Annotated in this window: 10 protein-coding genes; 8 read left to right on the plus strand and 2 right to left on the minus strand. The window is 73.9% G+C overall.

Annotated features, from left to right (window positions below):
• Nucleotides 1-46: 46 nt before the first annotated feature.
• The 5 genes from ACWDR0_RS03530 to ACWDR0_RS03550 all read left to right on the plus strand — a co-directional run bounded on the left by ACWDR0_RS03530 (nucleotide 47) and on the right by ACWDR0_RS03550 (nucleotide 7,310).
• A complete protein-coding gene (locus ACWDR0_RS03530; protein ID WP_456349938.1) occupies nucleotides 47-979 on the plus strand; it encodes a zinc-binding dehydrogenase in 933 nt (310 codons plus the stop codon).
• A gap of 142 nt (nucleotides 980-1,121) precedes the next feature.
• Complete coding sequence (locus ACWDR0_RS03535; protein WP_456349939.1) at nucleotides 1,122-2,114, plus strand: LLM class flavin-dependent oxidoreductase; 993 nt, start codon at nucleotides 1,122-1,124, stop codon at nucleotides 2,112-2,114.
• Between the two features lie 37 nt (nucleotides 2,115-2,151).
• On the plus strand, nucleotides 2,152-3,249 hold the full coding sequence (locus ACWDR0_RS03540; protein WP_456349940.1) for an alkene reductase: 1,098 nt from the start codon (nucleotides 2,152-2,154) through the stop codon (nucleotides 3,247-3,249).
• 233 nt (nucleotides 3,250-3,482) lie between these two features.
• The gene (locus ACWDR0_RS03545) at nucleotides 3,483-6,932 is read left to right on the plus strand and encodes a S8 family peptidase (RefSeq protein WP_456349941.1); all 3,450 of its coding nucleotides are present in this window, start codon (nucleotides 3,483-3,485) and stop codon (nucleotides 6,930-6,932) included.
• A 219-nt stretch (nucleotides 6,933-7,151) separates the two neighbouring features.
• Nucleotides 7,152-7,310 carry a hypothetical protein gene (locus tag ACWDR0_RS03550; RefSeq protein WP_456349942.1) on the plus strand — a complete coding sequence of 53 codons (159 nt, stop codon included), beginning with the start codon at nucleotides 7,152-7,154 and terminating at the stop codon, nucleotides 7,308-7,310.
• Between the two features lie 117 nt (nucleotides 7,311-7,427).
• Here ACWDR0_RS03550 and ACWDR0_RS03555 read toward each other — a convergent pair whose 3' ends face one another.
• Both ACWDR0_RS03555 and ACWDR0_RS03560 read right to left on the minus strand, forming a co-directional pair.
• Nucleotides 7,428-10,175, minus strand: coding sequence for a SpoIIE family protein phosphatase (locus tag ACWDR0_RS03555; RefSeq protein ID WP_456349943.1), 2,748 nt, complete (start codon nucleotides 10,173-10,175; stop codon nucleotides 7,428-7,430).
• 334 nt (nucleotides 10,176-10,509) lie between these two features.
• Complete coding sequence (locus ACWDR0_RS03560; RefSeq protein WP_456349944.1) at nucleotides 10,510-11,046, minus strand: ATP-binding protein; 537 nt, start codon at nucleotides 11,044-11,046, stop codon at nucleotides 10,510-10,512.
• Here ACWDR0_RS03560 and ACWDR0_RS03565 point away from each other — a divergent pair.
• The 3 genes from ACWDR0_RS03565 to ACWDR0_RS03575 are packed head-to-tail and all read left to right on the plus strand — an operon-like array spanning nucleotide 10,947 to nucleotide 12,868.
• Nucleotides 10,947-11,435, plus strand: a complete 489-nt coding sequence (locus ACWDR0_RS03565; RefSeq protein ID WP_456349945.1) for a DUF397 domain-containing protein — start codon at nucleotides 10,947-10,949, stop codon at nucleotides 11,433-11,435. The genes ACWDR0_RS03560 and ACWDR0_RS03565 overlap by 100 nt on opposite strands.
• A gap of 42 nt (nucleotides 11,436-11,477) precedes the next feature.
• Nucleotides 11,478-12,251, plus strand: a complete 774-nt coding sequence (locus ACWDR0_RS03570; RefSeq protein WP_456349946.1) for an aminotransferase class IV — start codon at nucleotides 11,478-11,480, stop codon at nucleotides 12,249-12,251.
• Between the two features lie 53 nt (nucleotides 12,252-12,304).
• Nucleotides 12,305-12,868 carry a hypothetical protein gene (locus tag ACWDR0_RS03575; protein WP_456349947.1) on the plus strand — a complete coding sequence of 188 codons (564 nt, stop codon included), beginning with the start codon at nucleotides 12,305-12,307 and terminating at the stop codon, nucleotides 12,866-12,868.
• Nucleotides 12,869-13,081 lie beyond the last annotated feature (213 nt).

A 13,081-nucleotide genomic window follows, 5' to 3' on the forward strand; every position in this document is an offset into this window, starting at 1 on the left:
CGCGCCCCGGACTCCCGGCTCCACAGAACCGACCGGAGGACCATCCATGCGTGCCCTGATCGCCGACCGCTCCGCCCCCGGGCAGCTGCGCCTCGCCGAAGCCCCCGACCCCGTCCCCGCGCCGAACCAGGCGCTCGTACGGATCACGGCGATCTCGCCCAACCCGGCCGAGTTCCGCTATATCCTTCCGGCCGTTCCGGACGGCGCGGTGATCGGCTGGGACGCCGCGGGCGTGGTCGAGCGGGCCGCCGCCGACGGCTCCGGACCGGCGGCCGGCACCCCCGTGACCACCCTCGGCCTCGCCGCGGGCTGGGCGGAGCTGCGGGCCGTCGACACGGCGCTCGTCGGCACCGTCCCCGAGGGCGCCGACCCCGGCGAGATGAGCACCCTGCCCGTCTCGGCCGGGACCGCGCTGCGCGCCCTGCGGAAGCTGGGCCCGGTCCTGGGCCGCCGGGTCCTGATCACCGGGGCCTCGGGCGCGGTCGGCCGGTTCGCCGTCCAGCTCGCCGCCCGGGCCGGGGCGTACGTCGTCGCGGTGGCCCGGAAGCCGGAGCTCGCCGCCGAACTGCGCGCCCTCGGCGCCGACGAGGTCGTCACCGGCCCCGGCGGAGTCACCGCACCGGTCGACGGAGTGCTGGACCAGGTCGGCGGGCCCGACCTCGCCGCCTACTTCGGCCTGCTCGGCGAGGGCGGCACGCTCGTCCTGACCGGCGCGGCCTCCGGCGGCTCCACCGTCTTCGAACCGGGCGCCCTGCTCGCCGACCCGGCCCGCCAGGACCGCACCATCGTCACCTTCTTCGAGATGTCCGGCGACGGTATCGACCGGGACCTGACCTGGCTGGCCGCCGAGGTCGCCGCGGGCAGGCTCCGTCCCCACATCGCCGTACGCGGCGACTGGGCCGGGCCCGAAGCGGCCGGGATCCTCGACGCCGTACGCGAGAGCCGGCTCGCCGGAAAGGCCGTACTGGACCTGTCCTGACCGGTCCCGGCTGCCGCAGAGCCCGCCCGTGACGGCGACGGCCCGGTTCCCCCGCGGAACCGGGCCCCCACCCCCTGCCACGCATCGCACGAATCCTCCCCGGGGCCCGCCCACCGGTGCCCCGCCCACCGAAGGAACCGCCATGAACACCCCCCGTGTCCCGCTCTCCGTCCTCGACCTCGCCCCGATCCGCAACGACCGGCCGGCCGCCGACGCCCTGGCCAACACCGTCGCGCTGGCCCGGGCCGCCGAGGCGTACGGCTACCGCCGCTTCTGGATCTCCGAGCACCACAACACCCCGGCGATGGCCAGCTCCGCGACCGCGATCATCATCGGGCAGGTCGCCGCGGCCACCGAGCGCATCAAGGTCGGCGCGGGCGGCATCATGCTGCCCAACCACGCCCCGTACGTGGTCGCCGAGCAGTTCGGCACCCTCGACGCCTACCACCCCGGCCGGATCGACCTCGGCCTGGGCCGGGCGCCCGGCACCGACCCGTGGACCACCCGCGCTCTGCGGCGCGAGCACCGGAGCGGCGCCGACTTCCCCGAGCTGGTCGCCGAACTCCGCGGCTACCTGGCCCCCGGCAGCGCCGAGCGCAAGGTTCGCGCGATCCCGGGCGAGGGCTCCGGCGTCCCCGTTTTCGTCCTCGGCTCCAGCACCTTCGGTGCGGCGCTCGCCGCCCGCGAGGGGCTGCCGTTCGTTTTCGCCTCGCACTTCGCGCCGGACCAGCTCGGCACCGCGCTGGAGCTGTACCGCGCCGGATTCCGCCCGTCGGCGACCCTGGCACGGCCGTATGCGGTCGTCGCGGCCAACGCGGTCGTCGCCGATACGGAGACCGAGGCCGTACGGATCTTCAGCTCGCTCCAGCAGAAGTTCCTGACGCACTTCCGCGGAGGCATGGAGTTCCGGCCGCCGGTGGACGACATCGACGCCCTGTGGTCCCCGCAGGAGGCGCAGATGGTGAACGGGATGCTCGCCGAGTCCTACGTCGGCACCCCGGACACCGTCCGCCGCGGCCTCGAAGGGCTCGTCGACCGCACCGGCGCCGACGAGCTGATGATCCTCGGCGAGGCATGGGACTTCGACGCCCGGCTGCGCTCGTACGAACTGCTCGCCAAGGCCTGGAGCCTCTGACCCACCGCCACGAAAGGCACGAAAGAAAGGAAAGACCGTGCACGCGCCCGCCGCCCTCTTCGAGCCCGTCCGGCTCGGCGACCTCACCCTGCCCAACCGTATGGTCATGGCCCCGATGAGCCGTGCCCGCGCGGACGCCGACGGCACCCCGGGCACGCTGATGGCCGACTACTACGCCCAGCGCGCCACCGCCGGGCTGATCGTCGCCGAGGGCACCCACCCGGTCGCCGCCGGGGCCATCGGACCCGGCGCCCCCGGGCTGTTCACCGACGCCCACCAGGACGGCTGGGCCCGGGTCGCGGACGGGGTGCACGCGGCGGGCGGACGCGTCTTCCTCCAGCTGATGCACGCGGGCAGGCTGGCCCACCCCGGCTTCCTGCCCGCAGGCGTCCGGCCGGTCGCCCCCTCGGCGGTGGCCGCCGACGCCCTCGTCCACACCGGGGACGGCCGGGTCCCGGCCGTCGTCCCGGACGCCCTCACCGACGGTGAACTGCGCGGGCTGGTCGACGGGTTCGTCCACTCCGCCTGCCGGGCGGTCGCCGCGGGCCTGGACGGCGTGGAGATCCATGCCGCCAACGGCTATCTGCTCCACCAGTTCCTCGCGGAGAACGCCAACCTCCGCACCGACCGCTGGGGCGGTGACGCGGCGGGCCGGATCCGGCTGACCGTGGAGATCGCCCGCGCGGTCGCCGGGACCGTCGGCCCGCACCGGGTCGGGCTGCGGATCTCCCCCGCCAACCCCTTCGGCGGCCTGGTGGAGGACGACCCGTACACCACCTATACGGAGCTGGTCCGCGCCCTCGCCCCGCTGGGCCTCGCCTATCTGCACCACGGCGAGACGGGCACGGAACTCGACACGGCGGTACGGGAGCTGTGGCCCGCGGCCCTGCTGGTCACCCCGCTCCCGGCCGACCGCGACAAGCCGGAGGCCGCCGCCCACGCCCTGGCCCGCGGCGCGGACCTGGTCTCCTTCGGCCGCGACTTCCTCGCCAACCCGGACCTGGTCGCCCGCTGCCGTATCGGCGCCCCGCTCAACGAGGTCCGCCCGGCGGGCTTCTACGGCGGCGGTGCGGCGGGCTACACGGACTATCCGGCCCTGGGGCCGGCGCCGTTCAATCCGTGCACCCAGTGCTGAGCGGGGTGGTGGGGCGGGCGCGCTGAGCCCGCGACCTGGGGTGGCGCGGCCCCGGACGGCGGGACCTGCGGCGGCGGGCGCGCTGAACCCGTGACCTCGGGCGGCGGGCGCGCTGAGCCCGCGACCTGCGGCGGCGGGGCCCTGGGCGCCCCCGGCCCCGCCCCCGATCGGCGACGGCCGTCGGTTGGTTCGGTTTCGGCCATCAACCCACTGGCGGGCAACGGGATTTGGTCATGATCCCTCTTCCTCCCCAGGAGCGGGTAGCGGGGACCGTTCCCGGCATCTCGTCGACCGACCCCGCAGAGCAGGGAGTCACCTTGTTCTTCACCGAACGTCAGAGCCGTGGGGCGGCGTCCGTCACCGCCGTGCTCGCGGCGGCGACTCTTGTCGCCGGGCTGACCAGTACGAACGCCTTCGCGGCCCCCGGTGGGTCCGGGCAGCAGGGCGAGAGCAGGACCGCCGGGGCCGGGGGGCTCCGCTGGGTCACGCTGATCACGGGGGACCGGGTCGGGGTGGACGGCCGGGGGCGGGCCGTGGCCGTGGACCGGGGGGAGGGGCGGGAGAAGATATCCGTCAGGACCTGGACCGAGAAGGGGCGGACCTACGCCGTTCCGCGCGACGCCGAGAAGCTGATCGCGCAAGGGACCGTCGACCGGCGGCTCTTCGACGTCACCACGCTCAGCACCCCGGAGAGCCTGCGGGCCTACCGCAAGGGCCTCAAGGCCATCGTCGTCTACGAGGGCTCCTCGGCGGCCGCCGCCCGCAAGGGGGTACGGGGGGACGCCGAGGTACAGCGGACGCTGCCGTCGCTGAACGCGGACGCGGTGACCGTCTCCGGGCCGGACGCGGGCGCGCTGTGGAGCACCCTCACCCGTACCGCGGAGGGGCGGAAGGCGGAGAAGGGCGCCCTGGCGGCCCGGACCGCGCCGGGGATCTCCCGGGTCTGGCTGGACGCCGTGCGCACCGCCAGCCTGGACAAGAGCGTGGCGCAGATCGGGGCCCCGAAGGCCTGGCAGGCCGGATACGACGGGACGGGCGTCACCATCGCCGTCCTGGACACCGGGGTGGACGAGACCCACGCCGATCTCAAGGGCCGGGTCACCGCGGAGGCCAACTTCTCCGACTCGCCCGACACCGAGGACCGCAGCGGCCACGGGACCCATGTCGCGTCGACCGCGGCGGGCACCGGCGCCCACTCGGGCGGCAAGTACAAGGGCGTCGCTCCCGGCGCCAAGCTGCTCAACGGCAAGGTCCTCGGCGACCACGGCGGCGGCAGCGACTCCGGGGTCCTCGCGGGTATCGACTGGGCGGTGGCCCAGGGCGCCGACATCATCAATATGAGCCTCGGCGGCGAGGACACCCCCGAACTGGACCTGCTGGAGGCGCGGGTCAACCAGCTGACGAAGGAGAAGGGCGTCCTCTTCGCCATCGCGGCCGGTAACGAGGGCCCGTCGGCCCGTACCGTCAACTCCCCCGGCAGCGCGGAAGCCGCCCTGACCGTCGGCGCGGTGGACGACGCCGACCGGATGGCCGACTTCTCCAGCGTCGGGCCGCGGGTCGGCGACGGCGGCGCCAAGCCCGACCTCACCGGGCCCGGTGTCAACATCACCGCGGCCTCCGCGCCCGGCAGCGAGATCGCCCGGCAGTACGGCGAGAATCCGCCCGGCTACACCACCATCTCCGGCACCTCCATGGCCACCCCGCACGCCGCGGGCGCCGCCGCCCTGCTCAAGCAGCGCAACCCCGCCTGGACCGGCGAGCGCATCAAGTCCGTGCTCACCGGCTCCGCCAAGGACGGCGGGCACGGCGTCTTCCAGCAGGGCACCGGCCGGCTCGCCGTCGACCGGGCCCTGGAGCAGAGCGTCGTCGCCGACGAGACCAGCATCTCCTTCGGCCTCCAGCGCTGGCCGCACACCGACGACCAGGCCGTCACCAAGCAGATCACCTACCGCAACCTCGGCGCCCAGGACATCGACCTGGAGCTGGCGGTCCGCGGTCTCGACCCGAAGGGGCAGCCCGCCGAGGCCGGTTTCTTCACCCTCGGCGCCACCCGGGTCACCGTGCCCGCCGGTGGTACGGCCACCGTGCCGCTGACGGCCGACACCAAGATCGGCGGCAGCAACGACGGCGCGTACACCGCCACCGTCACCGCGACCGGCGGCGGGCAGACCGTACGCACCACGGCGGCCGTGGACCGCGAGGTCGAATCGTACGATCTGACCCTCAACTACAAGGGTCCCGACGGCAAGCCCAGCAGGGACTTCGTCAGCTTCGCCGGACAGCTCGCCGGGGTCGCGGGCGGCCACTTCTTCGACGGCAGCGGCAAGCCCACCGTGAAGTACCGGCTGGCGAAGGGCGATTACGTCCTCAACGCGATGCGGCTTGTGGAGACCCCCTCGGGCGTCTCCGAGGACCGGCTGGTCCACCCCAAGCTGGCGCTGACCAAGGACACCGTCGTCGAGGTCGACGCGCGCCTCGCCAAGCCCGTCCGGATGAGCGTCCCGGACACCAAGGCGAAGATGACCGGTGCCCGGACGTCGTACGAGATCGACAACGGCCGCGGCGGCTCCATCGGCTCCGGTGAGTTCCTCGGCACCTTCGACCGCTACCGCACCGGACAGCTCGGCCCGAAGCAGCCTTCGGGCGTCAAGCTCTTCGAGTCGTTCAACGGCCAGTGGGAGCGCGGTGCCGGGCTCCAGTACAACGCTGCCGTGGGCGGTCCGGTGAAGCAGCTCTCCTCCGGCCTCACCACGAAGTTCAAGGCCACCGACTTCGCCACGATCACCTCGACCACCGGTGCGTCGGTGAAGGGCAAGAAGGGGGTCTCCACCGTCGCCAGCGGCCTGGACGGCTCCTCCTCCGAATCCGAGCTGCCGTTCGCCCTGCCCGGCAGCCGCACCCACAAGGTCGCCACGCGCGGCAGCGCCAACGTCTGGTCCGTGGAGACGGCCCAGCTCGGTGCCCAGGGCCGGTTCGAGGCCGACTGGCTCAGCCCGATGCGGACCTACCGCCCGGGTACCACCGGCCGTGTCGTCCTCAACACCGCTGTCCACTCGCCGCTGATGAACGAGTACGCCGGGGTCTTCCGCCGGGACGACGCCCTCTGGGCGGAGGTTCCGCTCTTCTCCGACGGCCGCGGCAACATGGGCCGTTCCTCGTTCACCTCGGCGAAGACCACACTGCACCGGGGCACCGTGAAGATCGGTGAGATCGAGGACGCGCTGGAGGGCACCGACGGTTTCTACCTCGGCCCCGAGGACGCCGAGTACACCCTGACTACCTCGGTGCGGCGGGCCCCGTCCGTCTCCACCGTCGGAACCCGGATCGACGGTTCGTGGACCTTCCGCAGCAAGCAGACACCGGCGGAAGAGCGGGTGCGGACGCCCCTCTCCACCGTCCGCTTCGGCGCTCCGGTGGCACTGGACGGCACCGTCCCGGCGGGCCGCACGGCCACCTTCCCGGTCACCGTCCAGGGGCCCGCGGCCGGCAAGGGCCTGAAGTCCCTCGCCGTCCTCGTCTCCTACGACGGCGGCAAGACCTGGAAGCGGACGCCCGTCACCAAGGGCAGCATCACGGTCAAGAACCCGGCCAAGGGGAAGACCCTGGCGCTGCGGGGCATCGTCGCCGACACCAGGGGCGGCAAGGCGAGCGTGATCGTGTTCGACGCGTACCGCGGGAAGTAACCGCCGCTCGGTGGCGGTGAGTACCGCCGCGGAGTGAGCGAACCGTGCCGTCCGTCCCAATTGTGAGGGGGCGGGCGGCGCGGCCGTTTCCGGGGCGGGGCGGGGCGCCGGAGCCGGTCCGGAGCGGCCGGTGACGGTCCGGGTAGCGTGAGTCCATGCCGTACGACAGCAGCCGTCTCCTACGCCGGCCCCAGGGCGGGGCGCGTAGGAAAGGAAGACATGGCTCACTCACCGCACCGCCGCCGCAAGGGCTGCGGGCTGTGCAAGCCGCACAAGCTCAGGGGCTACGGCCGTTCCGTCCGTGATCCCTGGCCGGTCGCCCGGAAGCTCGGCAGGAAGCGCCGCTTCGGCCGCCGGGACGTCGGCGACCAGGACTGAGACACGGACTGAGACACGGACTGAGACACGGACTGAGACACGGATGATCGCGGGCGCGGGCCCGGCGGATGACCGCCGGGCCCGCGCTCGCGTCCCGGCCCACCGCCGTCCCCCGGCCTACAGATTCCAGTGGTCCAGCAGGGCGTCCGTGAGGTCGGGGCCGCCCGCGGGGGCCGCGCCGGGGCCGCCGATGTTCTGTTCGGTCCAGATCGCCTTGCCCCGGGCCGTGTAGCGGGTGCCCCAGCGGTCGGCGAGCTGCGCCACCAGGAAGAGCCCGCGGCCGCCCTCGTCGGTGATCGCGGCCCGGCGCAGATGGGGTGCCGTACTGCTGCCGTCGAAGACCTCGCAGATCAGCGAGGTGCTGTGGATCATGCGTACGGTGATGGGCTGGGCGGCGTACCGGATGGCGTTGGTGATCAGCTCGCTGAGGATCAGCTCCGTGGTGAAGACCATCTCCTCCAGCCCCCAGTCCCGCAGCCGGTCGGCGCACGCCGCCCGGACGGGGGAGACGGCCGCGGTGTCCGACGGCACCTGCCACTCCGCGATCCGCTCCGGGTCCAGCCGGTGCGTCCGGGCCACGAGCAGCGCGATGTCGTCCCGGGGCTGGGCCCCCGGCAGGGCGGTCAGCACCGCCCGGCAGGTCTCCTCCGGGTCGAGTCCGGGCCGTCCGGCGACGGCTTCGCGGAGCAGCGCGAGCCCGGTGTCGATGTCCCGGTCGGGCCGTTCCACCAGGCCGTCGGTGTAGAGCACCAGCCGCGCGCCCTCCGGCAGGGTGAACCGGGCGGTCTCCACGGGGAGTCCGCTGCCGGTGCCCAGCGGCGGGGAGACGGGCACCTCGGGGACGCGGACACTGCCGTCGGGGTCCACGACGACGGGCGGCGGATGCCCGGCGCGGGCCATCACGCAGTCCCCGGTGACCGGGTCGTAGACGGCGTACAGGCAGGTCGCGCCGGTCACGTCGGGGCCGTCGTCGCCGGGGGTGCGCTCCTGGTCCATCCGGTCGACGAGTTCGTCGAGGTGGCTCAGGATGTCGTCCGGCGGCAGGTCGAGGGCGGAGAAGTTGTGCACGGCGGTACGGAGGCGGCCCATGGTCGCCGCGGCGTGCAGCCCGTGGCCCACGACGTCCCCGACGACGAGGGCGACCCGGGCGCCCGGCAGCGGGATCACGTCGAACCAGTCGCCGCCGACACCGGCCTGGGCGGGCAGATAGCGGTACGCCACCTCCACCGCTTCCTGGACCGGGAGGTAACGCGGCATCAGGCTGTGCTGGAGGGTGACGGCCATGGTGTGCTCGCGGGTGTAGCGGCGGGCGTTGTCCAGGGAGACGGCGGCCCGCGCCGCGACCTCCTCGGCGAGCGCGAGATCGTCCGTGTCGAACGGCTCCGGCTGCCCGGCGCGCCAGAAGCAGACCACGCCCAGCAGGGTGCCGCGGGCCGAGAGAGGCGCGGCGACCAGGGAGTGGACGCCGTACTCCACCAGCCGTTGGGCGCCCTCGGGGTCCGGGGACTGCCAGCCGGGCGCGTCGCTCAGCACCGGCTCCAGCACCGGGCGGCCGGTGGTCATGGCGCGGGCCTGCGGGGTCGCGGGGGCGACCTCGATACGGGAGCCCTCCGGGTAGAAGGGGGCGCCCCGGACCCCGGCGACCACGATCCGGCGTACGTCGCGCTCCCCACCGTGCAGCTCCTCGCCCCGCAGCACCGCGTCCATCAGATCGACGGTGACGTAGTCGGCGAGCCGCCCGGCGGTGCTCTCCGCCAGCTCCCGGGCGGTACGGCGGACGTCCAGGGTGGTGCCGATGCGCATCCCGGCCTCGTAGACGACCCGCAGCCGCCCCTGCGCCGCCTCGGCGCGCACGGTCAGCGCCAGCATTTCCGTGGTGTCGCGTACGGTGGCCACCCGCCCGGCCTCCGCACCGGGGCGGCCGTCGGTGCCCTGGGTGGGACGCTGGCTGACGGCCAGGGTCCGGTCGCCCACCCGGTACAGCTCGTCGGTGGCCTCCCGGCCCGATTCCAGCAGTTCCCCGATGCCCGGCGGCAGGTCGAGCCCGGCCACCTCCCGGCCCTCGGCGTCCCCGGGCAGCCCCAGCAGCCGCCGGGCCTCGTCGTTGGCGAGCCGGAGCGCACCGTCGGGGTCGACGATGACGACGCCCTCGCGGACCGAGTGCAACACCGCGTCGTGGTGTTCGTACAACCGGGTGATCTCGGTCGGCCCGAGGCCGTGGGTCTGGCGCAGCAGCCGTCTGCTGAGCAGGGCCGTCCCGGCGGTGCTGAGCAGGACCGCGCCGCCGGTGGCGGCCAGCACGGCGGGGAGCTGCTCCCGGGCGGCGGACTGCACGGAGGCGATGGTGACCCCCGCCCCGACCGCCCCGACCACCTCGCCGTTCGGCCCGCGTACCGGCACATAGGCCCTGACCTGCGGCCCGAGCGTGCCGACCCACTCCTCGACCACTGTCTGCCCGGCGAGCAGGGGCTCGATGTCGGTGGAGGTCTTCTTGCCGATCCGGTCCGGCAGCGGGTGGGTCAGCCGGGTGCCCTCCCGGTTCAGCACCACGACGAAGCTCACCTCGGCACCCTTGCGGGCGGCCTCGGCCCGGGGCTGGAGCACGGCCGTCGGATGCTCCGAGACGATGGCCGCGGCGGTGCCCGGGGCATGCGCGAACCCCTCGGCGATCGCGAGGGAGCGGCTCCCGGCCTCCTGGTGGCTCTCCTGCCGTGCCATGACCAGCAGCAGGACGATCGCCCCGAGGGCCAGCAGGATCACAACGACGAGCTGGAGCAGGAACATCTGCCCCACGACACTGCGCGGCCCGAACACGGACCGCGCCCCGCCGCCGGGTGCTCCGGAGGAGCGCTCGGATCCCGCCATGAACCTTTTGTACATGTATGTACGGGGTGCTGCCGCCTGTGGGGCGGGGTGGGCCCGGGGCCCGGCCGCCGGGGTGCCCGTGGCCGTCCGGCCGGCCTCGTGGTCGGCTGCGTACGACGCCTGCGCGGCCCCGGGCCGTCCGGACCGGCCCGGTGGTCAGCGGCGTACGGCCTCCGCGGTGCCGCCGGGCGAACCCGGGTGTAGGCGTCGAGGATGTGTTCCGGGCAGGCGAGGGCGCCGGGTCTGGCCTCCACCGGGGCGGCGGTGATCCGCCCGCAGACGCAGCAGACGGCGGTGACCGGCGGCGGGGGCTCGGTGAGAAGGCCCTCCGGGGTCATCGGGCGGGCCGGTGCGCGGGATCGTCCGGTGCCGGTGCCGGTGCCGGTGCCGGTGCCTGGGCCTGGGCCTGGGCCTGGGCCTCCGGGGCTGCCTCCGGGTCCGCTGCCGGGAGCGCGAGGGTGCACCAGGTGGTCTCCCCGCCGGGGCTGGTGCCCCACTCCCGCGCGAGCGCGGCGACCAGCAGCAGGCCGCGCCCGCTCTCCTCGTCGTCCCCGGCCTGCCGGGCGACGGCCCGGCCCGGGGTGCCGTCGGCGACCTCGATCCGGAGTTCGCGGGCGCGGAGTGCGATCCGCAGGACGATCCGGTGGCCGTTTCCGTAGCGGATGGCGTTGGTGACCAGCTCGGAGACGATCAGGGCGGCGTCGTCCGGGACGGAGCGCGTCCCGGCACCGGACAGCTCCCATGTTGAGCACCGGCAGGACCGGGGAAAGGGTGAGATGGCGGCAGCGAAGTCCAGCGCAACATCCGCCGCTTCGACGCGATGCGGGACAGTGCGCTGCCACCGGCCCGTACGGCCGGATTCCTGGAACAACTCACACGAGAGCGGGCTTAGCCATCACTACTGATCACCGGGCCTCCGGACCGGCCTCCGCGGCAACCTGGTTCAAGTCGTCCTACAGCAATGACTCGGGCGGAAACTGTGTCGAGATAGCGGATTTGACCGGGCGGGTCGGGGTCCGTGATTCGAAGGATCCGGGTGGGCCGGTGCTGCTGTTCGGCGCGGACACGTTCGCGCGTTTCCTCTCAACGACAACCTGGTTCAAGTCGTCGTACAGCAATGACTCGGGCGGTGCCTGTGTCGAGATAGCGGATTTGACCGGGCGGGTCGGGGTTCGTGACTCGAAGGATCCGGGTGGGCCGGTGCTGCTGTTCGGCGCGGACGCGTTCGCACGTTTCCTCGCGGGCGGGATACGGGACTGACGCGGGCGCGCCCTGCGGGGCACCGGTGACATGCTGGCCCGTATGGCGACCCTCGACGACCGGCCCGTGACCGCGGACGAACTGCTGCCGCTCGCGCTGACCTCGTACGGCCACTTCACCACCCTGCGCGTCGAGCCCGGCGGCCGGGTGCGGGGGCTCTCCCTCCACCTGGAGCGGCTCGTACGGGATGCCCGGACCCTCTTCGGAACCGAGGTGGACACCGCCCGGGTCCGGGAACTGATCCGGGCCGCGACGGCCGGACGGGAGCTGCCCTGCACGGTCCGCGTCACCCACTACGACCCGGCGCTGGACCTGGCCCGCCCCGCGGACGCCGACTCTCCGCGGTTCCTGGTGACCGTACGCCCGGCCGGTGAGCTGTCGCCGCCCCCGCTGAGGGTGCGGAGCGTGCCGTACGAGCGCGACCTTCCGCTGGTCAAACACTGCGGGCTCACCGGCGCCCTGCACGCCCGCCGCACCGCGCAGCGGGCGGGCTTCGACGACGCCCTGTTCGTGGGGCGGGACGGGCTGGTGTCCGAGGGCACGACCTGGAACGTCGGCTTCGTCGATACGAACGGCCGGATCGTCCGCCCCGCGGCCCCGGCGCTGCCCGGGGTGACGGAGGCCCTCCTCCCCCGGGGCACGACCGTGCCGCTCACCCTGGAGGCGGCCAAGGGGATGCGGGCCGCGTTCGCCACCAACACGGCCATCGGCGTACGCGCGCTGTCCGCGGTGGACGACACCCCGATGGACACCGCGCACCCGGTGCTGGGAGAGCTGCGGGAGGCGTACGCGGCGGTGGTGGGGGAGGAGTTGTAGCAGGGGCCGGCGCGGCGACGGCCCCTGTCGGTGCGGCGGGCTAGCCTCAGCGCATGCCTCTCACCCTCGAACAACTCGCCGGGTACATCGACCGCGACCTGGACGGCGACTTGGCGCGCTGGTTCCCGGACGGCCCGCGGGTCGGTGTCCCGGAGGGGACCCGCCCGGTCGCCCCCTTCCTGGCCGGGCTCCCGCCCGCCGCCGCGGCCGCGCTGGCGGGCTACGACCGCCGGGTCCGCGAGGGATCCCTCCCGGCGCGCCTCGACATCCATGACTGGTCGTACGCCTTCGAGTTCGGGGCCAACGACTGCCGGATCCTGGACTCGGACTACGAGACGGAGCTGTCCGACGAGGACGTGTGGTCCATAGGCGCCGACGGCGGGGGCAACTACTACGTCGTGCTCGCCAGCGGCCGGGTCGCGGTGTGGTTCCACGAGGAGGAGGTCATCGAGGCCGGCACACAGTTCGACAACCTCGATGTCTTCGTCTGGTCGCTCGTCCGCTACCACGCGGTGCGTGCGGGCGTCCTTGAACTTGCGGCGGTGGAAGCGGACTTCCAGGCCCTCGGCCAGCCGGGAGCACTGGCGCCGCTGGGGCTGCTGGCGTCGATGTCCTGACGCCGGGGACACGGGCCCGGACGCGCCGCCCCTGCCCCGAGTCCGGCTCGACACCGCCTACGGCCGGATCGCTCATCAGCGATCCGGCTACCCGGGGCGATGGTCTCCCTGTCCTCGGTGCTGCCGAACGAATTGCCGCCCGGGTCGGTCTGCGCCACCAGCTCTCCGGCATCGATACCATCCGCACCCGGGGCTTGGAGGCGTACCGGCCCG

This window comes from Streptomyces sp. NPDC003691, assembly GCF_053981115.1.